Below are 21,001 nucleotides of genomic sequence, written 5' to 3' on the forward strand. Positions count from 1 at the left end.
CCAATGAAATGAGACGTACAATTGAGTTGAACGTCGCTCTTGCAGCGTTGCTTGTGATTGCGGCGGCTGCTGGTCCGGCGCGCGCCTCGGGGGAGGCCGCCGCCTCCGTTCCCGCCCCGTCTGCCACCCGCACGGTAACGACGCTCGTTGCCGACAGCCGCCCACAGCAATGGACACGCTCCTTTGCCGGCATCTTCGTTGCCCGCGAGGAGATTGCCGTCGGCACCACCTTGACTGACCAGCGTATCGCCAGTGTCGAGGTCGAGATCGGCGATCGGGTAGCCGCGGGGCAGGTGCTCGCCCGGCTGGAAACCGACATGCTGGAGAACCTTCTGCGCGAGGCCAAGGGCCGCGTCGCGCGCGCCAGTGCAGCGATGGCGCGGGAGGAAGAGACGGTCACGCAGGAACAGCGAAAACTCGCGCGCGCCCGCCAGTTGAGCCACCTTCAGGCCGCGACCATTCTCGAGGAACGCGTCTCCGCGCTCGCCCTTGCCGAACAGGCTGTCGAGGTCGCGCGGGCCGATTACGACCAGGCGGAAGCGCTTGAGGCCGAGGCGCGCCGGAGGCTCGATCGTGCCGTGATCGTGGCACCTGCCGACGGGATCGTTTCGGAACGGCTGGCGCGCGCCGGTGCGCTTGCGGGCTCGGACCCGCTGCTCAAGCTCATTCGCGGTGGCGAAATCGAGTTTGCGGCCGACGTGCCGGAAACCGAACTGCCGTTGCTCGCGGTTGGCCAGACCGTGAAGGTCAAGCTTTCGGGCCGAGCCGACTGGCTCCAGGGGCACGTGCGGGTAATCAACCCGAAGATCGACCGCGAGACCCGCCTTGGCACCGCGCAAGTCACGCTGTCCACCGGGCGCCCGCCTTTCGCGGGCACGTTCGGCCGGGCGGAGATCGTGGTGGGCGAGCGCAAGGCGATCATGGTCGACGATTCCGCCCTGCTTTTCGGTGCGCCGGATGGCGCCGTCTCGGTCTTCGTCGTCGATGGGGGCCAGGTCGTGCGCAAGTCGGTCAAGCCGGGCATGCGCCAGGGCGGCAAGGTGGAGATTACCTCGGGCCTTTCGACCGGCGAACGGGTCGTCCTTAAATCCGGGGCGTCGCTGCGCGAAGGCGAAGCGGTCGCAACGAAAGACGTCCAGCCGACGCAGACGGGCGACCAGCAATGACGAGCAACATCTCCGCCTGGGCGATCCGCAAGCCGGTTCCGACGATCGTTCTCTTCGTCGTGCTGACGCTGATGGGGATCGCCTCGTTTCTGAGGCTGCCGGTCAACGCCAATCCGAGCGTATCCTTCCCGATCGTCACGGTGACGATCACGCAACCGAGCGCGCAGCCGGGCGAAATGGAAACGCAGGTGACGCGCCGCGTCGAAGGGGTCGCCTCCGGCCTTGTCGGGGTCAGTCACATCCGCTCGACCATTACCGACGGCGTCTCCACGACCACGGTCGAATTCAAGATCGGCACGGATCCGGACCGGGCGGCAAACGACGTGCGCGAGGCCGTGGCGCAGATCCGCGCCGACCTGCCGCAATCCATTCAGGAGCCGATCGTCTCGCGCCTCGACGTCGACGGTAGCGCCATCGTCTACTACGCCGTGCGGGCGCCCCACATGTCGGAAGTGGAGCTGTCCTGGTTCGTCGATGACACGATCACCAGCGAACTGCTGACACTGCCCGGCGTGCAGAAGGTGCAACGCCTCGGCGGCGTCAGCCGCGAAGTGCGCGTTTCGCTCGATCCCGAACGGCTGCTGGCGCTTGGCGTAACGGCCGACCAGGTGAACACGGCGCTCAGGGAAATCAACATCAACATCCCGAGCGGTCGCGGCGAAATCGGCGGGCGCGAGCAGTCGATCCGCACCGTCGGCAGTGCCGGCTCGGTGGACGAGCTCCGGCAGCTTTCGATCCCGCTTGCAGGCGGCCGCTGGCTGCAGCTCTCCGACATCGCGACGATCGAGGACACTTCGTCCGAGCCGCGCAGCTTTGCCCATTTCGATGGCGAACCGATCGTGAGCTTCTCGGTTTCGCGCAGCAAGGGAGCGAGCGACACGGTCGTTGCCGAGCGCGTCATCGAGCGGCTGAAGGAAATCCAGGCGCGCACTCCCGGCGTCGAGATGACCGAGCTGATCTCTCTCGTCGAGTATACGCAGGAGAGCTACGATGCGGCCGTCACGGCCCTGATCGAAGGCGCACTTTTGACCATCGTCGTCGTCTTCGCCTTCCTGCGAAACTGGCGGGCGACGCTGATCTCGGCGCTTGCCATGCCGCTTTCCATCCTGCCGACCTTCGCGGTGATGGACCTGCTCGGCTTCACGCTCAACGGCATCAGCCTTCTGGCCCTGACGCTGGTCATCGGCATTCTTGTCGACGATGCGATCGTCGAAATCGAGAATATCGAGCGGCATGTCGACATGGGCAAGCGGCCGTTCATCGCGGCAATCGATGCGGCCGATGCGATCGGCCTTGCGATCGTCGCAACGACGCTGACGATCGTCGCCGTCTTTGCGCCGGTGAGCTTCATCGGTGGTGCGGTCGGGCAATATTTCAAGCAGTTCGGCCTGACCGTCGCGATCGCCGTTCTGTTCTCGTTGCTGGTGGCACGCCTGCTGACGCCGCTGATGGCGGCCTATCTGTTGCGGCCGAAACCTGGTCACGGCCATGCCGTCAAGCCGTCGCGCATCAGCGACGCCTATCGCAGCATGCTCGGCTGGACCCTCGATCACCGCAAGACCGCGCTTTCGATGGTCGCGCTGATCTTCGTCGGCTCGATCGCGCTTTTGAGCATGCTGCCGACGGGTTTCATGCCGACGAGCGACAGCAACGTCTCGCAGCTCAAGATCACGCTGCCGCCCGGCACGAGGCTCCAGGAAACCGCGCGCATTTCCGACGATCTGGTGGCCAAGCTCAAGGAACGCAAGGAAGTCGAGAACGTTCTGGCGACGACCGACAGTCTCAACGAGGTATCGCTGCGCATCAAGCTCAAGCCGCGCAAGGAGCGTGAACTCGACCGCAAGTCCTTCGAACTTTCGTTGCGGCCCCTGCTGGCGGAGACCCCCGACATCCAGGCAACCTTCTCCTCGACCGAAGGCGCGAAGGACCTCTCCATCTACCTGACGGGCGATGACCCGGAAACGTTGATGGCTTCGGTGCGGCGTCTGGAAAACGAGATGCGTGCACTCCCCGGGCTGGTCAGCGTTCGGTCGACCGAGCCGCTGCTTTCGCCCGAGCTTCTGGTCAAGCCGCGCTTCGACGAGGCGGCAAGGCTCGGCGTGTCGGTGACCTCGATCGGCACCGTCGCCCGTATCGCGACGATGGGCGACAGCGAGAGCAACTCCGCGCGGTTCAACCTCGGTAACCGCCAGGTGCCGATCCGGGTGATGCTCGACCGGTCGGCCCGCGGCGATTTCGACACCTTGCGCAATCTGCGGGTGGGCACGAATGCGGGTGCCCTGGTGCCGTTGACGTCCGTCGCCGACGTCTCCTTCGGTGCCGAGGAAAGCAGCGTCGAGCGTCTCGATCGCAAGCGACTGATCGCCGTCGAGGCAAACCTCAACGGCATGACGCTCGGCACGGCCTTCGAGGCGATTTCGGCATTGCCGGCCATGAAGGAACTGCCCGCGGGCGTGACGCAGGCCAACTATGGCGACGCGGAATACATGTCGGAGATGTTCCGCAACTTCGCCCTGGCGCTGCTTGCCGGCATCCTGATGGTCGTGGCGGTTCTGATCCTGCTGTTCAAGGATTTCCTGCAGCCGGTGACCATCCTCGTTGCCCTGCCGTTGTCGATCGGCGGCGCGGCGCTGGCTTTGATCCTGTTCGGTGCGGCACTCGACCTTTCGTCGATGATCGGGATCCTGATGCTGATGGGGATCGTCTGCAAGAACTCGATCCTGCTGGTCGACTATGCGATCGAGTGCCGCAACGACGGTGCCGACCGGCGCACGGCGCTGCTGACGGCGGGCGTCACCCGCGCGCGGCCGATCATCATGACGACGATCGCCATGGTGGCGGGCATGGTCCCGGCAGTCATCGGCGTCGGCGCCGGTGCCGCCTTCCGCGCGCCGATGGCGGTTGCGGTGATCGGCGGCCTGATCACCTCGACGATGCTGAGCCTTGTCTTCGTGCCGGTGATGTTCACCGTGATGGACGACATCAACACGAAGATGGGCCGCTGGCTGAAGCGCTTCTCCTCCGTGACGGACGAGGACCACGCGGCGGATGCGGCCCGGATCGGCAAGGAGGGCGCACCCGGCGCGGCCGGATAGCGTCCGCGCTGTTCCCGGCATGATCATTGTCGAAGCGCGCTGCATGGGTGTCCGTGCAGCGCGCTTCGCGCATTCGGGCCAAGGCGTATGTCTGCGTTCTAGTCGAAATAGTTGACGAGGCGCGTGTCGCCGACGGCATGGACGCGGCAGTCGACATCGAAGATCGCCTGCAACCGCGACGGCACGATCATGTCTTGCGGCGGTCCCTCGAAGGCGAGGCGGCCGCCCTGCATGGCGACGATGCGGTCGGAATAGGCGGAGGCGAAGTTGATGTCGTGCAGCACGACGACCACCGTCTTGGCGAAATCGTCGGCCAGCCGGCGCAGGAGCTTCATCGTCTCGACCGCATGCTTGATGTCGAGATTGTTGAGCGGCTCGTCGAACAGCATGTAGTCGGTGTCCTGGCACAGCACCATGGCGATGAAGGCGCGCTGGCGCTGGCCGCCGGAGAGTTCGTCGAGAAAGCGGTTCTGGTAGGGTTCGAGCCCGAGATAGGCGATCGATCGGTCGATATGCTCCGCATCGGCCGCGGTCACCCGTCCCTTGGAATAGGGATAGCGGCCGAAGGCGACGAGGTCGCGCACGCTCAAGCGCGCGCTGATGTGGTTGTCCTGGCGCATGATCGACAGTCGCCGGGCTAGCACGTCGCCGGCGGCGCGGCTGACGTCGAGGCCGTCGACCAGCACCTTGCCCGTATCCATCGGCATCAGCCGGCTGACGATCGACAAAAGCGTCGACTTGCCGGCACCATTTGGGCCGATGATCGAGGTCAGGCCGCCTGCGGGTAGCGTCAGCGACACCCGGTCGACGACCGCGGTGCCGCCATAGGATTTCGTTACCTCTTGGATCTCGATCATCGCGCGGAGCCTCGGACGAGCAGGAAGATGAAGACTAGGCCACCGAAGAATTCGATGACGATGCTGAGCGCCGTGTTGAAGGAAAACAGCCGCTCGAGGATGACCTGGCCGCCGACGAGCGTCGCGACCGCGATAAAGACTGCGACCGGCAGGACGAAGCGGTGGCTGGCGGTGGGTGACAGCTGCCAGGCGAGACTTGCAACGAGCAGACCGAAGAAGGTGACCGGCCCGACGAGCGCGGTGGAGACCGAGACCAGCACGGCGATCAGCACCAGGAGAAGCGTCACCACGCGCTGATGGTCGACGCCAAGCCCGATCGCCGCCTCGCGCCCGAGCGAGAGCACGTCGAATGTGGGCGACAACCGCCACAGGACGAAGGTCACGGCGAGGGTGGCTGCGGCGGCAATGCCGAGCAGGTTGGCATCGATACTGTTGAAGCTTGCAAACAGCCTGTCCTGCAGGACGATGAAGTCGTTGGGGTCGAGAATGCGCTGCAGGAACGAGGAGAGGCTGCGGAACAGGCCCCCGAGAATGACGCCGACCAGCATCAGGAGATGCAGGCTACGGCTGCCGCCGGAAAAGAGGGCGCGGAACAGGAGCAGCGACAGGCCGACCATCACGGTCGTTTCGAGCGTGAACTGCATCTGCGGGTTTATGCTTGCCGCGCCGGCGGCGCCGAGGAAGAACACCATGACCGTCTGCAGCAGCGTGTACATGGCGTCGAAACCGATGATCGACGGCGTCAGGACGCGGTTACCGGAAATTGTCTGGAACAGCACCGTCGAGACGGCGATCGCGTAGGCGACCAGCACCATGCCGAGAAGCTTTGTGCCGCGGAAAGAGAGGATGAAGCTCCAGCTTCCCTTCGCGCCGATGGTCATGAAGGCGATCATCGACAGTAGCGCCAGCGCAGCGGACGCAAGAAGGACGGTCGACGGAGAGATCCGCTTGGCATCAGCCTGCATGGGACCGCCTCGAAAGCAGGAGATAAAGGAAGACGAGGCTGCCGATCACGCCCATGACCGTGCCCACCGGCACCTCGTAGGGCGCAATCACCATCCGCCCAACGATGTCGCAGGCGAGAACCAGCCCAGCGCCGGAGATGGCGACCACTGGCAATGTGCGCCTGAGATTGTCGCCAAGGGTCAGGCTGACGATATTGGGAACGACGAGGCCGAGGAACGGGATCATACCGACGGTCGCAACCACCGTCGCCGTGACCATGGAGACGATGGCAAGTCCGAGGGTGACCACCTTGTCGTAGTCGAGCCCGACATTGCGGGCGATCGCCTCGCCCATGCCAATGACGGTGAAGCGCGCGGCGGTCGCGTAAGCGACCAGCGTCAGCGCTAAACCGATCCATAGCAGCTCGTAGCGTCCGCGAAGGACGACCGAGAAATCGCCGGACATCCAGGCGCCCATCGACTGCATCAGGTCGTAGCGATAGGCGATGAAGGTGGTAACGGCGTTGACCACGCCGCCGAGCATGAGGCCGATCAGCGGCACCATCAGCGCCGAGCGCAGCGGAACGCGGCGCAGGATCTGCAGGAACAGGGCGGTTCCGGCAAGCGCGGTCAGGGTGGCGAAGGCCATCTTGCCTGCCACCGGCAGGCCCGGCGCGATCAGCATGGCCAGAAGCATTCCGAGGGCGGCGGACTCGGCGGTGCCGGCGGTCGACGGCTCGACGAAGCGGTTGCGCGCCAGCATCTGCATGATCGTGCCGGACACGGCGAGGCCGGCGCCTGCGAGCATCAGCGCCAGTGTGCGTGGCAGGCGGCTTTCGACGACCAGAAGCCAGCCGCGGCCGTCGTCGCTGGCCGCAAGACTGCCGACACCGGTAAAGACGCTGACGGCGGCAAGCAACAGGACGACCGGGATGGCGAACAGGACCGGCCTCATGGTTGCGTCACGCTCCAGCTGCTTTTCGTTCTGATCACCGCTCTCGTATCCGTGGCTGCATTTTTCCATCGACCGCCGCAACGAAACCCCTGAGGCTTGCGGCCGTGAGGAGGTGCTCGATCGAAGGCTCGCCTTAGTCATATATATGATCGGCTTCGTCAAGTTTTGTGAGGCGGGAATGACGCGGAATGCGCGCATTGCTCTCCCGGGAAAATCGCGCTAGGGAGGAGGAGAAAACATGAGGTAAATAGTCATGAATATATCTCCCTTCTCTAATGGTTTGCGCGGACTGCTCGTCGCGGCCGTGATGACGGTTGGCGGCGCATCGGTGGCGATGGCCGAAACACTGAAGATCGAACACAGCAGCGGCGTCACCGAGGTGGAGAAAAACCCGAAGACCGTGCTGGTCTATGATTTCGGCATGTTGGAAACGCTGGATATGCTCGGCGTCGCCGTCGCCGGCGTCCCCGGATCGGCCGTCCCGCCGTCGCTCGAAAAGTACAAGGCCGACACCTATGCGAAGATCGGCACGCTGTTTGAACCCGACTTCGAGGCGATCAATGCGGCGGAGCCCAACCTCGTCATCGTCGGCGGGCGGTCGCAGGCGAAATATGCTGAAGTCGCCAAACTGGCACCGACGATCGACCTGACCTCGGACGACAAGGATCTGATCGGCAGCGTCAAGAAGAATGCAGAGATCCTCGGCGAGATCTTCGGCAAAGAAGCCGAGATCAAGGCAAGCATCGCCAAGCTCGATTCCTCGATCGAGGCGCTGCGTGGCCTTGCTGCGGAACGTGGAACGGGTCTCATCCTGCTGACGACCGGCGGAAAGATCAGCGCCTATGGCAAGGGATCGCGCTTCGGCGCGTTGCATGACGTCTTCGGGATCAAGCCGGCCGATCCCGAGCTGCAGGTCGCGACCCACGGCCAGGCGGTTTCCTACGAATACATTCTCGAAACCAACCCCGATTGGATCTTCGTCGTCGATCGCGATGCAGCCATCGGCCAGCAGGCACAGCCGGCAGCGGCCCTGCTCGACAACGAACTCGTGCGGCAGACCAAGGCCTGGAAGGACGGTCACGTCGTTTATCTCGACTCCGCCAAGCTTTACCTCACGGCATCGGGCCTGAAGTCGCAACAGGACATTGTCGATCAGCTGGCGCAGGCGCTGAGCAAGAAGTGATCGCAGCGGCGAGCCGCCTTGCGGTGTCGCCGCGTGGTGCCCGATTGCATCATTGAGTGACAGGCAGCGCGCCGCTTTCCAGGCGCGCTGATCATGGCTGCCTCTTTCGGCGTTGCCTGACGTCGCCGGGCGCGGTTTTTGTTGCTGGAGCGGATTTCGGAAAAAGGGGAGGCCAACACCAAATACCCTTAACTCTTACGGTATTTTTCCGGTGTTGGCTCCGTTTGGAAGAACGATAATATCTTGATTTAGAGATTTTCGCTTTTTTGCTAAATTTATTTAGTTTTTACTTTTTTATATAATTTATGCCCGGATTTAGGTCCGGTCTTTATGTTGACTTGCTTTACGCTTACTCGGTGGAACGCTGACGCTACTCTCCGGAGGTCGAGGCTTCTCACGGCTGGAAGCGCTTGGTGGCGCTCAGCCGGTCCCTTTTGATCTTCCGGAACGAACGCTCAATTTGACACCAAATGGCGTGGCGCGGAAGATACCAATTCTAGTTAGTGGTTTGTAATTACTGACACTTTCTCGCCTAGCCATCGACCGCAAGCCATTGGCGCAGCGAGGAAATCCCCTGCTTTTTCAGGGGCATCTGCCGACCGGTACCTCCGCGCTTTCCACGCTTTGCGCTTGGCTTCGGGCTATCGTTCGACAGCAGCGGACGGGCCTCCTAGTACCAACTAAGTATTCCTGCGTATATCGGAGCGGAAGAGGGGGGTTAAGCGCGGCTGCACGAGGCCGCTTAACTAATCCATTTATCGCGTGCCGTCGGGTCCGTCTTGGCAGAAATGCATAGGACGCTCGCTCTGCTGGGGGTATCCTAGAGGCTTGTTTTTGAGAGCGTTCCGCGTCTTGGTAAACAGAACGTTAGCAATATAACCCAAAGATGGTTCGATTTATAACGATTTAAGTGCCCTTCCGGCGCTTCTCTAATCCTTTTGGGCTGTTTCGTTGCGGAGATCTTTACGTTACATTAGCTATCGCGAATTTTATCGCACAGGAATAATCGTGACGCATAAGTGGTTCCGAATAAATTTTTTGAAAGTGGGGCGTGCCCACGGCCAGACCGGGGCACCCATAAAAATAAATGGAAAAATCCTAGGAGGGCGTAATGTATCCTGGAAGCTCCAAAGTGGGTGATTTTGAAGATAACAACAAGGCTTTGTCACAAAAGAAAAAAATCGTAATGCTCGCCAAGATCGACCTGTTCGCCGAATGCCTGATGCAGGCCGTCGGGTCCAGGTTTCAAGGGCACGATATCGTCAGCTTCTCCGATCCCGACAATCTGCTTGACGGTAGTCTCGTCGATGTCACGCTGATCATGCTGTACCGGATGCCTCCCAAGTCCTTTCCGGCTATCTTGCGGACCATTCACGAGTTCCACCCGCGGGCATCGATTGGCCTGGTGGTGGAGAATGCCGAGGAACTCGATCCGTCGATTGCCGGCTTCGTCGAAGAGCGCCTCATCCATGGCGTCCTGCCGTTGAACCTCAATCTGGATGTCTGCCTTGCTGCCATCGACTTACTGATGAAGGGCGGCGAACATTTCCCGGCGGCTCTGCTGCGGCGGCTTTCTCCCGAGCCTTTCGCGGCGAACAGCCTTTATGGCCGGCGCGGGGAGGCCCCGGGCCAGACGACCGTTTCGGGAACAGGACGGCGCAAGCGCGATGCTGGCCCCGATGGCCTGACGACACGCGAGGTCCAGATCCTCGATCTGATCTGCAAGGGCACGCAGAACAAGATCATCGCGGACCGGCTCGGGCTGTCGGAAAATACCGTCAAGGTTCACGTCCGCAACATCTATAAGAAGATGAACGTTCGCAACCGTACGGAAGCGGCGTCTCGATACTTCACCAACGATGCGGCGACGGAGCGCAACGGCGACGTTCTCCTGTCGCGTTGGAAGAACTAGACGCGACGTAAGGCAGACATTTGTCTGCTTGAGGGCTTGGCCGTCGTCGAAGGCGTGCCAAGTTCAACTCGGCCCCAGGTGCGTTCTCCTGGGGCTGATTCCCGAAATCAAATGCTACTTTGAACCTGCCCCGGCGAATGGCCGGGCGGTCCCGCTGTGGCATGTCTCCTCGACAGGTGCGTGAAAGCTCGAAAGATCACACCGAAAATTACCCTAGAATATACTGGTAAATATTTCGTTACTTTTGGCCTGGATTGGCTGAAATGTAATCACTTATGATTATGTCAATAGTAATTTGTTGTAATTTCGGATTATTTACTGGAAATAAATTCCATACATATTGACTGGACGGTTCGTATTTGATAATTAGCTAATATTGAAATTGAGAATCTAAAAAATATTGATTGAAATTGAATAGTTTATTTTTTGTCGGGTTGTGCGTGTCGTTGTAATAAAGAGAATATTTTTATTATCTATTGCGCTCGCATCCCGTCTCCAAATCACCAACGAAAATGGTGAGTTTAATAATTGGAGGTGCGCATGCGAAAGGTCGTCACGGGACCGCTGTCCGTGGTCGGACAGCGGGAGTTTCTTAAGAAGATCGCAGGAATACCGAAGAGAATACTAATAACGGGTGGAAGTGGTTTTCTCGGATCTCATATTTGCGAAAGACTTATTTCCCTGGGTCATACGGTCATCTGTCTTGACAACTTTTCGACCGGCCGGCGCGAAAATCTCTCTCATCTGGCGCAGGACCCCCATCTCCACATCATCGATCACGACGTTCGAAAGCCCTACCTGATCGATGCCGATGTCATCTTCAACTTTGCCTCCCCCGCGTCACCACCGGACTATCAGGCGGACCCGGTCGGGACATTGATGACGAACGTTCTCGGCGCGCTGCATGCGCTCGAAAACGCCAAGGCCACTGGCGCCACCGTCATCCAGTCCTCGACTTCGGAAGTCTATGGCGATCCGCTGACCAGTCCGCAGCGGGAAACCTATTTCGGCAACGTCAACACGATCGGGCCGCGAGCCTGCTATGACGAAGGCAAACGGTCGGCCGAGACGCTGTTCTTCGACTACCACCGGACTTACGGCGTGAAGATCAAGGTCGCGCGTATCTTCAACACCTACGGTCCGCGCATGCGTCCCGACGACGGGCGGGTGATATCCAACTTCGTCGTCCAGGCCCTGCAGGGCAAGGACCTGACGATCTATGGTGACGGGCACCAGACCCGTTCCTTCTGCTATGTCGACGACCTGATCGACGGTTTCCTCCGCCTTTTGGTCTCGGCCGACCCGTGCACCGGGCCGATCAATCTCGGCAATCCCGGAGAGTTCACGGTTCTCGAGCTCGCGCGAATGGTGCTTTCGATGACGGGCTCGCGCTCGCGCATCGTGCATCTGGCGGCGGCCACCGACGATCCTCGCCAGCGGCGACCCGATATCACCCAGGCGCGTGGTGAGCTCGCATGGGAGCCGAAGGTGATGCTGCGCGAAGGCCTCGAGCGCACGATCGCCCATTTCGACGAGCGCCTCAGTGCGGCCGGTCGCGCAGTGGCCGGAGAGGCGGTATGACATGTCTCGCGTCGCACTGGTCACCGGCGGAGCCGGCTTCATAGGCAGCCACACCTGCAAGCGTCTGGCTGAGCAGGGCATCGTTCCCGTCGTCTACGACAATCTCTCGACGGGGCATCGAGCCAACGTGAAATGGGGCCCCCTCGTGGAGGGGGCGATCGAGGACAAGGAACGACTGGCGGCGGCAATCCGGACCCATTCGCCCGAATGCCTCATCCACTTTGCCGCATCCGCCTATGTCGGGGAATCGGTCGAGGATCCGGGAAAATACTACACAAACAATGTCGCCGGCAGCATCGCGCTTTTGGAAGCCTGCCGGGCGACCGGACTTGGACGCATCGTCTTTTCCAGCTCGTGCGCCACCTACGGTATCCCGCCGCAGCTGCCGATTACCGAGGACATGGTTCAGCTGCCGATCAATCCCTATGGCCGCACCAAGCTGATGATCGAACTGATGCTTGGCGACTATGCCCGTGCCTACGGCATCCGCTCAGTGGCGCTGCGCTACTTCAATGCGGCCGGCGCCGATCCGGAAGGGCAGCTGACCGAAAAACACGATCCGGAAACGCATCTCATTCCCCGTGCGCTGATGGCGGCGGCCGGGTGGATCGACAGGCTCGATGTCTTCGGCGACGACTATGCGACACCGGATGGCACCTGCATCCGCGACTACATCCACGTGACCGATCTTGCCGACGCGCATGTGGCGGCGGTGAACTATCTGCGCGACGGCGGCGAGGTGCTGCACGCCAATCTCGGTTCTGGCCATGGGACGTCGGTCCGGCAGGTGCTGTCGGCCATCGACCGGGTCACCGGTCGGCCGGTTCCGGTGCAGATGCTGCCGCGCCGGCCCGGCGACCCGCCGGTTCTCTATGCCGACACGAACTGGGCGTGCCAGAGGCTGGGTTTCCGTCCGCAGCTTTCGGACATCGACACGATCATCGCGACGGCCGCGCCGAGCTTCGGCCTGGAGGTGCGCTCATGAACTGGTCGCTGGAAACCGCGAAACCGGATGAGACGATCGCCTTCGGGCAGAGCCGGAAGGCCGCTTCGGCGCCCGCCGCCCTGTTCTCGGGCCGGCTGCGACGGCTCCATGTCCTCGGCATTGCCGCATGGTTTGGCGCTCTCCTGTATTTCTGGCAGTGGTGGCTTGATCCCGCCCACGTCGTCGACTGGCCGTCCTATGTGCTGATCACGGTGGTCGTCGGATGGATCACCCTGCTGCCGGTCTATTTCATCGTGATCTTTTCCGGCGCGAAGGTTATGGCGGCAAGCGCCGGCCGGGTACCGCAGGGGCGGGTCGCGATGGTGGTAACCAAGGCGCCTTCGGAACCCTTTTCGGTGGTGCGCAAGACGCTGTTCGCCATGCTCGACCAGACCGGCTGCGAATTCGACGTGTGGCTCGCCGACGAAGATCCGTCGCCGGACACGATTGCCTGGTGCGCGGCGCGCGGGGTGATGATCTCCACGCGAAAGGGCGTCGCAGACTACCATCGCTCTTCCTGGCCGCGCCGGACCCGGTGCAAGGAGGGAAACCTCGCCTATTTCTACGATCACTATGGCTACGAGCGCTACGATTTCGTCGCCCAGTTCGATGCCGATCATGTGCCGGAAACCACCTATCTCGTCGAGGTGCTGCGCCCGTTCAACGACCCGTCGGTCGGTTATGTCTCGGCGCCGAGCATCTGCGATGCCAACGCCGCCACCAGCTGGGCAGCGCGCGGGAGGCTCCACGCGGAAGCCAGCATGCACGGCTCGCTGCAGGCCGGCTACAACAACGGCTGGGCGCCGCTGTGCATCGGTTCGCACTATGCCGTTCGGACCAAGGCCCTGAAGCAGATTGGCGGGCTTGGGCCCGAACTTGCCGAAGACCATTCGACAACGCTGATCATGAATGCTCATGGCTGGCGCGGCGTGCATGCGCTGAACGCGATCGCCCATGGCGACGGACCGGCCAATTTCGCCGATCTCGTGGTTCAGGAGTTCCAATGGTCGCGAAGCCTCGTCACGATCCTGTTGAAATACTCGCCGGTCTACGTGCCGAAGCTGTCGCCGCGGCTGAAGTTCCAGTTCCTGTTCTCGCAGCTCTGGTATCCGCTGTTTTCGTCGTTCATGGCGCTGATGTTCCTGATGCCGATCGTGGCGCTCGTCTCCGGTCGGACCTTCGTCGCCGTCACCTATCCGGAATTTCTGCTGCATTTCGCGCCGCTCTCGTTGGTGCTGATCGCGCTTGCCTATTTCTGGCGCTCGACGGGCACGTTCCGGCCCTATGACGCACGCGTCCTGAGCTGGGAAGGCACGCTGTTCCTGTTTGCACGCTGGCCCTGGTCGCTGCTCGGTTGCCTTGCGGCGGTGCGCGATCATCTGACGGGCTCCTTCGTCGACTTCCGCATCACGCCGAAGGGCGGCGGTGCTGCCGCGCCTTTGCCGCTGCGGGTGCTGATGCCCTATCTGGTGCTCGCCTTGGCATCGGCTCTGGTCGCCTGGGGTATCTCCGATGCCGGCACGGCGCGGGGGTTTTATGTCTTCGCCGGTATCAACGCGCTCATCTATGCGGGGCTGGTGGCGGTGATCCTCATTTGCCACGCACGCGAAAATCGGTTGGCCCTGATCCCGCGGTCGACGATGACGGCGGCGACGGCCGGGTGCCTGGTGCTGGTCTCGGTGCTCTCGGCTCAATCGGCCGTGCGCCATGGGGCCGAGGCAACCCAGGCGCTGTCGCACGGCCTGCAGTTCGTGAGTTTCACCGAAACGAGATACACGGTCGCCGGTGCCGGCAGCGGCACCAATCTCAAAACCGTTCGCTTCCGCCTGAAATGGAGAGGGTTTTCACAGCCATCCGACGGGCAGGCGGGCGGCGAAATCAGTGCATCGAATATCAGCCAACAAAGTAACAGGGAAACGATAACGACCAGGAAGGTCGGTCGGTTTCATGTGCCGTCATGACGACGGCAAGCAGTCGAGTGTGTGTGGTCTCCAATGCGAGGAGAAATGCAATGAAAGGGTCGTTGAAAGTCATAGCTCTCCCGCTGCTGGTGCCTTTGGCAGCGGCCGCGGTCTATTTCGGCGCCGAGCCGGTCAAGGCGAAGATGGAAGTCAAGCCAAAGCCGCTTAGCGCCTATGAGGTCTACTCGCTCTACCGCAACAAGACCTGGGAGTGGTCGACAGGCGGTGCCCGGTTCGAAGCCCACGGGCGCAAGCTCGTGGCGTTCGTCGACAAGGGCAAGGGAGATCGTTCCTTTGCCGAAGGCAACTGGTACGTCAGCGACCTCGGCATGATGTGCATGCAGGCCACCTGGACGACCTCGGCCAATGCCGGCAACGCCCGAAGCTGCTTCGGTCACGCCCGGATCGGCGACACGGTCTATCAACGCAAGGTGCCCAACGGGAAGTGGTACGTCTTCAGCCATGCCAAGCCCCGCGCCGGTGACGAGTACAAACGTTTCGTCGCCCACGACAACATCACGGCCAAGGCACTCCGGCTGAAGGAACAGTTCCTGGCCAAGAAATAGACGTTCTGCTGCAGGAGGATGAAATGAAACGCAAATTGGCATTCGCGCTATGCACGGCTCTGGCTCTCCAGCTGGATCTCAGTGCAAGCTTGGTATCCGCGTTGGCGCAGGAGAAAGCCAATCCTGCGACCAGTGCAGAACAGACGATGAGCGATAAACGTCCGGTCATTCACCCGGGCGGAACGAAGTTCGGTGCCTATGATCCGCATGGCGATTTCGGCGCCCAGAGCGATGTCTCGACCGAGGCCCTGTTCCTGCCTTGGGAAGACGTGGACCTTGCCTCCCTGCAGGTCGCCGACGAGTACGCGCTCCAGCGCAATCGCAACCTGCTGATCACCATCGAGCCCTGGTCCTGGTCGCTGGACTGGAAACTGACGCCGACGCAGCTTCGCGACCGCATGCTCAGAGGTGAGTATGACGCCAACATGGAAGCAATCGCCAACACGATTGCCGGGCTGAAGAGCCCGGTCATCGTGCGTTGGGGCCAGGAAATGGAAGATACGTCCGGGCGGTTCTCCTGGGCCGGCTGGGAGCCCCAGGACTGGATCAAGGCCTACCGGCACGCGATGGACATCGTGCGGGCGAAAGCGCCAAAAGCGCAGATCATGTGGTCGCCCAAGGGGCTGCCAAACCTGGTCGACTACTATCCGGGCGATGACTACGTCGATCTCGTCGGCCTCTCGGTCTTCGGGCTCGAACCGTTTGACAAGATCGAATACGGCGCGCCGAAGACCTTCACCGAGGCACTGAAACCCGGCTACGATCTGGTCGCGAAATACAACAAGCCGATCTGGGTGGCCGAGCTCGGATGGGAAGGCAGCCAGGCCTATGTGCAGCCCTGGATGAACGCCGCGACGCAAGCGGATTCGCAGTTCCCCAATCTCGCCGAGGTCGTCTACTTCAACGACCGCGACGTCATCGATTGGCCGCACGACCTTGGTCGGCCAAACTGGCGGGTGGTCAACGACGCCACGAACTGAGGCTCTCGCCGATGCGTGCCCCTCTTGGGGTACGTTGGGGGGTACACTGGGCCCGGCTGGCTTGCAGGTGGCTCAGGTCTCCAAAGTAAAAAGCCCCTCGCTTGAGGCGAGAGGCTGATTTGATTGGGCGGTGCGGTCCGGCCGATGCCGGATCTGACTTACTCGGCCGCCTGCGGACCCAGTTCGCCGCGACGGATCTGGTCGGCTTCGATCGATTCGAACAGAGCGCGGAAGTTGCCCTCGCCGAAACCCTCGTCGCCCTTGCGCTGGATGAACTCGAAGAAGATAGGGCCGATTACGGTTTTCGAGAAGATCTGCAAGAGGATCTTTGTCATGCCACCGTTCACGACACCTTCGCCGTCGATGAGGATGCCGTGCTTCTTCATCCTGTCGATCGGCTCATCATGGCCGTGCACACGGTCGTGAGACATGTCGTAGTAGGTCTCCGGCGGCCCCGGCATGAACTTCAGGCCATTGTCCGACAGCTTGTCGGTGGCATCGTAGATGCCTTCGGTGCCGACGGCGATGTGCTGGATGCCTTCGCCCTTGTACTTGCGCAGATACTCCTCGATCTGGCTCGTATCGTCCTTGGACTCGTTCAAGGGGATACGGATCTTGCCGCAGGGCGAGGTGATCGCGCGGCTGACGAGGCCGGTGATGCGGCCGTCGATGTCGAAGAAGTGGATCTGCGTGAAGTTGAACAGTTCGCGGTAGAAGGCCCACCACTTGTCCATATTGCCGCGATAGACGTTGTGGGTCAGGTGGTCGAGATAATAGAAGCCGACGCCCTCGGGCTTCGGATTGCGCTCCCCGGTCCACTCGAATTCGGCCTCGTAGGCCGAGCCCTTGGCACCGTAAGTCTCGACGAAATAGAGCAGCGAACCGCCGATGCCGACGATCGCCGGGACATCGAGACACTTGTCCTTGCCTTCGTAAGGGATGGCGCCCTTCGAGACTGCATGCTCGAAGGCGTGCTTGGCATCGACGACGCGCCAGGCCATCGACGGGGCGCAGGGGCCGTGTTCGTCGACGAAGCGCATGGCGTGCGAGCCAGGCTCGGCGTTCAGGATGTAATTGATGTCGCCCTGGCGCCAGACGGTGATGTTCTTGCTTCTGTGTTTGGCGACCGGGCTGTAGCCCATGCGAGTAAAGAGCTCGGCCAGCTTTTCCGGTTCCGGATGGGCGAATTCGACGAACTCGAAGCCGTCGGTGCCGGCGGGATTGTCAGCGGTAATCGTTGCCGGCGGGGCGTCATGCGGGAAGGGGCCCATCGGAAGTCTCCTCTTATTCTTCCAAACTTTGCTGGAGTATGACGCAATTCCCATGCATGATGCTTGTATTCTTGCGCGGTTTAGACAGAATGGCGCACGAAACATGCAAAATTGCGTATTAGGATGCACGAATGGAGCAGCTTGACGGGTTCGATCTCAAGATCCTCAGCGAATTGCAGCGTGACGGGCATCTGACCAACAACGAACTGTCGGAACGCATCGCGCTTTCGCCGTCGCAATGTTCGCGCCGGCGCACCCGGCTTGAAGCGGAAGGCTACATCACCGGCTACCAGGCACAGATCGACCGGCAGAAGCTCGGCCTCGATCTGATGGTGGTGATCTCGGTCACGCTCGCCACCCACAATCGCGACAATGCCAAGCGCTTCGGCAAGCTCATTTCCGGCCTGCCGGAGGTGCTGGAGGCCTATGCGCTCACCGGCGAGATGGACTACCACATGCGGGTGGTGACGCCGGATCTTGCGGGGCTATCGCGCTTCGTCAACGACGTGCTTCTGCCGCACGACAGCGTGCAGCATGTGAAGACGTCGATCGTGCTTGAAACCTTGAAGAGCTTCGAGGGCGTGCCGATCCCCGAGCGGATGAAGGGCTGAAGCCTCAGGCAGAGGGCGGAGGGTCGAACCTGCCGATAGCGCGTTCCACTGCTTCCAGCCCGACGGCGAGCGCCTGTATCCCGGCCGGCCCCATCAGCGTGTCGAGTTCCGCCTGATAGCGGACGGCGAGCTCCGTCAATTCGCCATAGGCCCGGATGCCGGTCTTCGTCAGTTCCAGATGTTCGATGCGGCGGTCGTTTTCGTCTTCGCGCCGCGTCAGCCAGCGGCGTTTTTCGAGCAAGGCGACGGCGCGGCTGACCTTGGTCTTGTGCATGGCCGAGTGCGCGCCGACTTCGGTGGCCGTCATCGGGCGGCTTGTGCTGCCGAGGGCGGCCAGAGTGCGCCATTCCGGGCGCGTGAGCTGGTAGCGCGCCTTGTACTGGGCGGCAAAGCGCAGCGCGACGAATTCCGCGGCGCGGTTCAGCCGATAGGGCAGGAAGGCATTGAGTTCGAAGCCATCGGCGGCCATCGGGCATCCTTGATAGTTACAAAATCGATAGTTACGATTGCAACTAATATGCCGAAGGCGACGCCTGCGTCCACCCTGGGAAAAGGCCGTCGCCGCGGTATTTGGAATTGCGCCGGACCTGTGAACAGGTCGCTTCGCGAAGCCGAAGCAGGGCGCCATGAGGAGGAGGATCGACGATGCTGGACAAGGCAGGAAAACAGGCCGGGACACAGGCTAAGGCCAACGAAGCGCTTGGCTACATGCCCGGCTTCGGCAATGATTTCGAGACCGAGAGCCTGCCGGGCGCCCTGCCGCAAGGGCAGAACAGCCCGCAGAAATGTGCCTATGGCCTCTATGCCGAGCAGCTTTCGGGCTCCCCCTTTACCGCGCCGCGCGGCACCAACGAGCGGTCCTGGCTCTATCGCATCCGCCCGAGCGTTCGCCACACCGGACGTTTCAACAAAATCGACTATCCGCACTGGAAGACGGCGCCGCATGTCGCCGAGCATTCCCTGGCGCTTGGCCAGTTGCGCTGGAATCCGCTGCCGGAGCCGACGGAAAAGCTGAACTTCCTGCAGGGCATCCGCACGATGACGACGGCGGGCGATGCGCCGACGCATTCGGGCATGGCAGCGCATGCCTATGCCTTGAACGCCGACATGGTGGACGACTATTTCTTCAATGCCGACGGCGAGCTGCTGATTGTTCCGGAAATGGGCGCGATCCAGGTGTTCACCGAGCTCGGCAAGATGGACGTCGAACCCTCCGAGATCTGCATCGTGCCACGCGGCACCATGTTCAAGGTGACGCGGCTTGGCGACGAGAAGGTCTGGCGCGGCTATATTTGCGAAAACTACGGCGCCAAGTTCACGCTGCCGGATCGCGGTCCGATCGGCGCAAACTGCCTGGCCAATCCGCGCGATTTCAAGACGCCGGTCGCCGCCTTCGAGGAGAAGGAGACGCCCTGCCGCGTGCATGTGAAGTGGTGCGGCGGTTTCCACGTAACCGAGATCGGCCATTCGCCGCTCGACGTCATCGCCTGGCATGGCAACTACGCGCCCTACAAATACGACCTCAAGACCTATTCGCCTGTTGGCGCGATCCTCTTTGACCATCCGGATCCGTCGATCTTCACGGTGCTGACGGCGCCCTCGGGCGAAGAGGGCACGGCGAATATCGATTTCGTTATCTTCCCGCCGCGCTGGTTGGTGGCTGAACACACTTTCCGTCCGCCCTGGTACCACCGCAACATCATGAGCGAATTCATGGGGCTGATCTACGGTCGTTACGACGCAAAGGAAGAGGGCTTCGTTCCTGGCGGCATGAGCCTGCACAACATGATGCTGGCGCATGGGCCCGATGCGTCGGGCTACGACAAAGCGACGAATAGCGAGTTGAAACCGGTGAAGCTCGACCATACGATGGCCTTCATGTTCGAGACCCGCTTCCCGCAGCAACTGACCCGCTACGCCGCCGAACTGGAGACGTTGCAGGACAATTACATCGACTGCTGGACGGATCTCAAGAAGCGGTTCAACGGGACGCCGGAAGGCGATTGGTCTTGAGTTCACGCCTGGTTTTGCTCGGTAGCAAGGGCGGTCCGGCGATCCGGCCGGGCGGCCCGTGGCCGACGTCGTCTCTGCTTCAAATCGGCGGCCGGACTGTTGTCGTCGATTGCGGCCTTGGCGTCACGCGCGGACTGACCGATGCCGGTGTGGCGCTGAAGACGCTGGACGTGATCGTCATTACCCATCTGCATTCGGATCATGTGCTGGAACTCGGGCCGCTCATTCACACGGCCTGGACCGCGGGGTTGTCGCAGCCGGTACGCGTCTACGGGCCCACAGGCACTCGCGTCTATTGGCAGGGTTTCCTGCAATCGATGGCCTTGGACATCGAGATCCGTATCGTCGATGAGGGCCGGCCCGACCTGCGGATGCTGGTCGAGGTCATCGAGTTTTCGGAAGGCGAGATCTTCTCCGAGAACGGCCTGACGCTCTCGGCGCTGCGCGTCGACCATCCGCCGGTGACCGATTGCTTTGCGCTTCGGTTCGACGATGCGGAAGGCTCGGTCGTGTTCTCGTCCGATACAGCCTATTTCCCGCTGCTTGCTGATTTCGCCAAAGGAGCTGACATCCTCGTGCATGAGGCGATGCTCGCCGAAGGCGTCGACCGGCTGGTGGCGCGCACCGGCAATGGCGCGCGGCTGAAGGAGCATCTGCTGGCGAGCCACAGTTTCGCCGAACAGGCGGCGGCGATCGCGGCGGCCGCCGGCGTCGGACGGCTGGTGCTGCATCACCTCATCCCCGCCGACGACCCCGAGATATCTGAGGCCCACTGGATTGCGGCGGCTCGCAAAAACTGGGCGGGCGCCTTGACGATCGCCATCGACGGCCTTGTTGTGAAGATTGCGGACGATTCGTCCGCGTAAAGAAATTCCGCGACGGCCGCGAAGCGGTCTTCGGTCTGGAACAATGAGAAGTTTG

At 61.7% G+C, this 21,001-nt stretch carries 17 protein-coding genes; 12 read left to right on the forward strand and 5 right to left on the reverse strand.

The annotated features are described in order from the left end of the window. Window positions 1-8: 8 nt before the first annotated feature. Window positions 9-1,166: an efflux RND transporter periplasmic adaptor subunit gene (locus tag IB272_RS25530; RefSeq protein WP_162733044.1), complete on the forward strand. Its 1,158-nt coding sequence runs from the start codon at window positions 9-11 to the stop codon at window positions 1,164-1,166. After that, window positions 1,163-4,261, forward strand: coding sequence for an efflux RND transporter permease subunit (locus IB272_RS25535; protein WP_060581231.1), 3,099 nt, complete (start codon window positions 1,163-1,165; stop codon window positions 4,259-4,261). The genes IB272_RS25530 and IB272_RS25535 overlap by 4 nt, the downstream gene beginning before the upstream one ends. A 98-nt stretch (window positions 4,262-4,359) precedes the next feature. On the opposite strand, the gene IB272_RS25540 is transcribed toward IB272_RS25535, so the two are convergent. From IB272_RS25540 to IB272_RS25550, 3 genes are read right to left on the reverse strand one after another with little or no spacing between them, the layout of a single operon-like run. Further along, the gene (locus tag IB272_RS25540; protein ID WP_060517449.1) at window positions 4,360-5,118 is read right to left on the reverse strand and encodes an ATP-binding cassette domain-containing protein; all 759 of its coding nucleotides are present in this window, start codon (window positions 5,116-5,118) and stop codon (window positions 4,360-4,362) included. Next, window positions 5,115-6,083: an iron chelate uptake ABC transporter family permease subunit gene (locus tag IB272_RS25545; protein ID WP_060581232.1), complete on the reverse strand. Its 969-nt coding sequence runs from the start codon at window positions 6,081-6,083 to the stop codon at window positions 5,115-5,117. The genes IB272_RS25540 and IB272_RS25545 overlap by 4 nt, the downstream gene beginning before the upstream one ends. After that, the gene (locus tag IB272_RS25550) at window positions 6,073-7,017 is read right to left on the reverse strand and encodes an ABC transporter permease (protein WP_113135923.1); all 945 of its coding nucleotides are present in this window, start codon (window positions 7,015-7,017) and stop codon (window positions 6,073-6,075) included. Before IB272_RS25550 ends, IB272_RS25545 begins: the two co-directional genes overlap by 11 nt. Before the next feature lie 253 nt (window positions 7,018-7,270). Here IB272_RS25550 and IB272_RS25555 point away from each other — a divergent pair, with 253 nt between their 5' ends. From IB272_RS25555 to IB272_RS25585, 7 genes are all read left to right on the forward strand, one after another. Beyond that, a complete protein-coding gene (locus IB272_RS25555) occupies window positions 7,271-8,200 on the forward strand; it encodes a siderophore ABC transporter substrate-binding protein (RefSeq protein WP_034787212.1) in 930 nt (309 codons plus the stop codon). 1,111 nt (window positions 8,201-9,311) lie between these two features. After that, complete coding sequence (locus tag IB272_RS25560; RefSeq protein ID WP_060517453.1) at window positions 9,312-10,112, forward strand: response regulator transcription factor; 801 nt, start codon at window positions 9,312-9,314, stop codon at window positions 10,110-10,112. Window positions 10,113-10,652: 540 nt separating this feature from the next. After that, window positions 10,653-11,693, forward strand: coding sequence for a UDP-glucuronic acid decarboxylase family protein (locus IB272_RS25565; protein ID WP_083523640.1), 1,041 nt, complete (start codon window positions 10,653-10,655; stop codon window positions 11,691-11,693). Window position 11,694: 1 nt separating this feature from the next. Further along, a complete protein-coding gene (galE, locus tag IB272_RS25570) occupies window positions 11,695-12,678 on the forward strand; it encodes a UDP-glucose 4-epimerase GalE (RefSeq protein ID WP_192445412.1) in 984 nt (327 codons plus the stop codon). Next, on the forward strand, window positions 12,675-14,639 hold the full coding sequence (locus tag IB272_RS25575) for a glycosyltransferase family 2 protein (protein WP_113135906.1): 1,965 nt from the start codon (window positions 12,675-12,677) through the stop codon (window positions 14,637-14,639). The genes galE and IB272_RS25575 overlap by 4 nt, the downstream gene beginning before the upstream one ends. Window positions 14,640-14,689: 50 nt before the next feature. Beyond that, window positions 14,690-15,205, forward strand: a complete 516-nt coding sequence (locus tag IB272_RS25580) for a DUF995 domain-containing protein (protein ID WP_034787207.1) — start codon at window positions 14,690-14,692, stop codon at window positions 15,203-15,205. 23 nt (window positions 15,206-15,228) lie between these two features. After that, window positions 15,229-16,185, forward strand: coding sequence for a glycosyl hydrolase (locus tag IB272_RS25585; RefSeq protein ID WP_060581234.1), 957 nt, complete (start codon window positions 15,229-15,231; stop codon window positions 16,183-16,185). Between the two features lie 158 nt (window positions 16,186-16,343). On the opposite strand, the gene hppD is transcribed toward IB272_RS25585, so the two are convergent. Continuing rightward, window positions 16,344-17,456 (reverse strand): 4-hydroxyphenylpyruvate dioxygenase, encoded by a 1,113-nt coding sequence (gene hppD, locus IB272_RS25590; protein WP_060517457.1) that lies wholly within the window; start codon window positions 17,454-17,456, stop codon window positions 16,344-16,346. Window positions 17,457-17,587: 131 nt separating this feature from the next. Between hppD and IB272_RS25595 the strand changes: the two genes are divergently transcribed. Beyond that, entirely contained in the window at window positions 17,588-18,067 is a 480-nt protein-coding gene (locus tag IB272_RS25595) for an Lrp/AsnC family transcriptional regulator (protein WP_034787199.1), read from the forward strand. Between the two features lie 4 nt (window positions 18,068-18,071). On the opposite strand, the gene IB272_RS25600 is transcribed toward IB272_RS25595, so the two are convergent. After that, window positions 18,072-18,536 (reverse strand): MarR family transcriptional regulator, encoded by a 465-nt coding sequence (locus IB272_RS25600; protein WP_060581235.1) that lies wholly within the window; start codon window positions 18,534-18,536, stop codon window positions 18,072-18,074. Between the two features lie 176 nt (window positions 18,537-18,712). On the opposite strand from IB272_RS25600, the gene hmgA reads away from it, so the two are divergent. Together hmgA and IB272_RS25610 are read left to right on the forward strand one after the other, a co-directional pair. Then, the gene (gene hmgA, locus IB272_RS25605; RefSeq protein WP_060581236.1) at window positions 18,713-20,080 is read left to right on the forward strand and encodes a homogentisate 1,2-dioxygenase; all 1,368 of its coding nucleotides are present in this window, start codon (window positions 18,713-18,715) and stop codon (window positions 20,078-20,080) included. Beyond that, entirely contained in the window at window positions 20,077-20,946 is an 870-nt protein-coding gene (locus tag IB272_RS25610; RefSeq protein WP_060581237.1) for an MBL fold metallo-hydrolase, read from the forward strand. Before hmgA ends, IB272_RS25610 begins: the two co-directional genes overlap by 4 nt. Window positions 20,947-21,001: the final 55 nt, after the last annotated feature.

The sequence above is a fragment of the Ensifer sp. ENS08 genome, assembly GCF_014852195.1.
In the GTDB taxonomy this organism is placed as follows: Bacteria; Pseudomonadota; Alphaproteobacteria; order Rhizobiales; family Rhizobiaceae; genus Ensifer; species Ensifer adhaerens.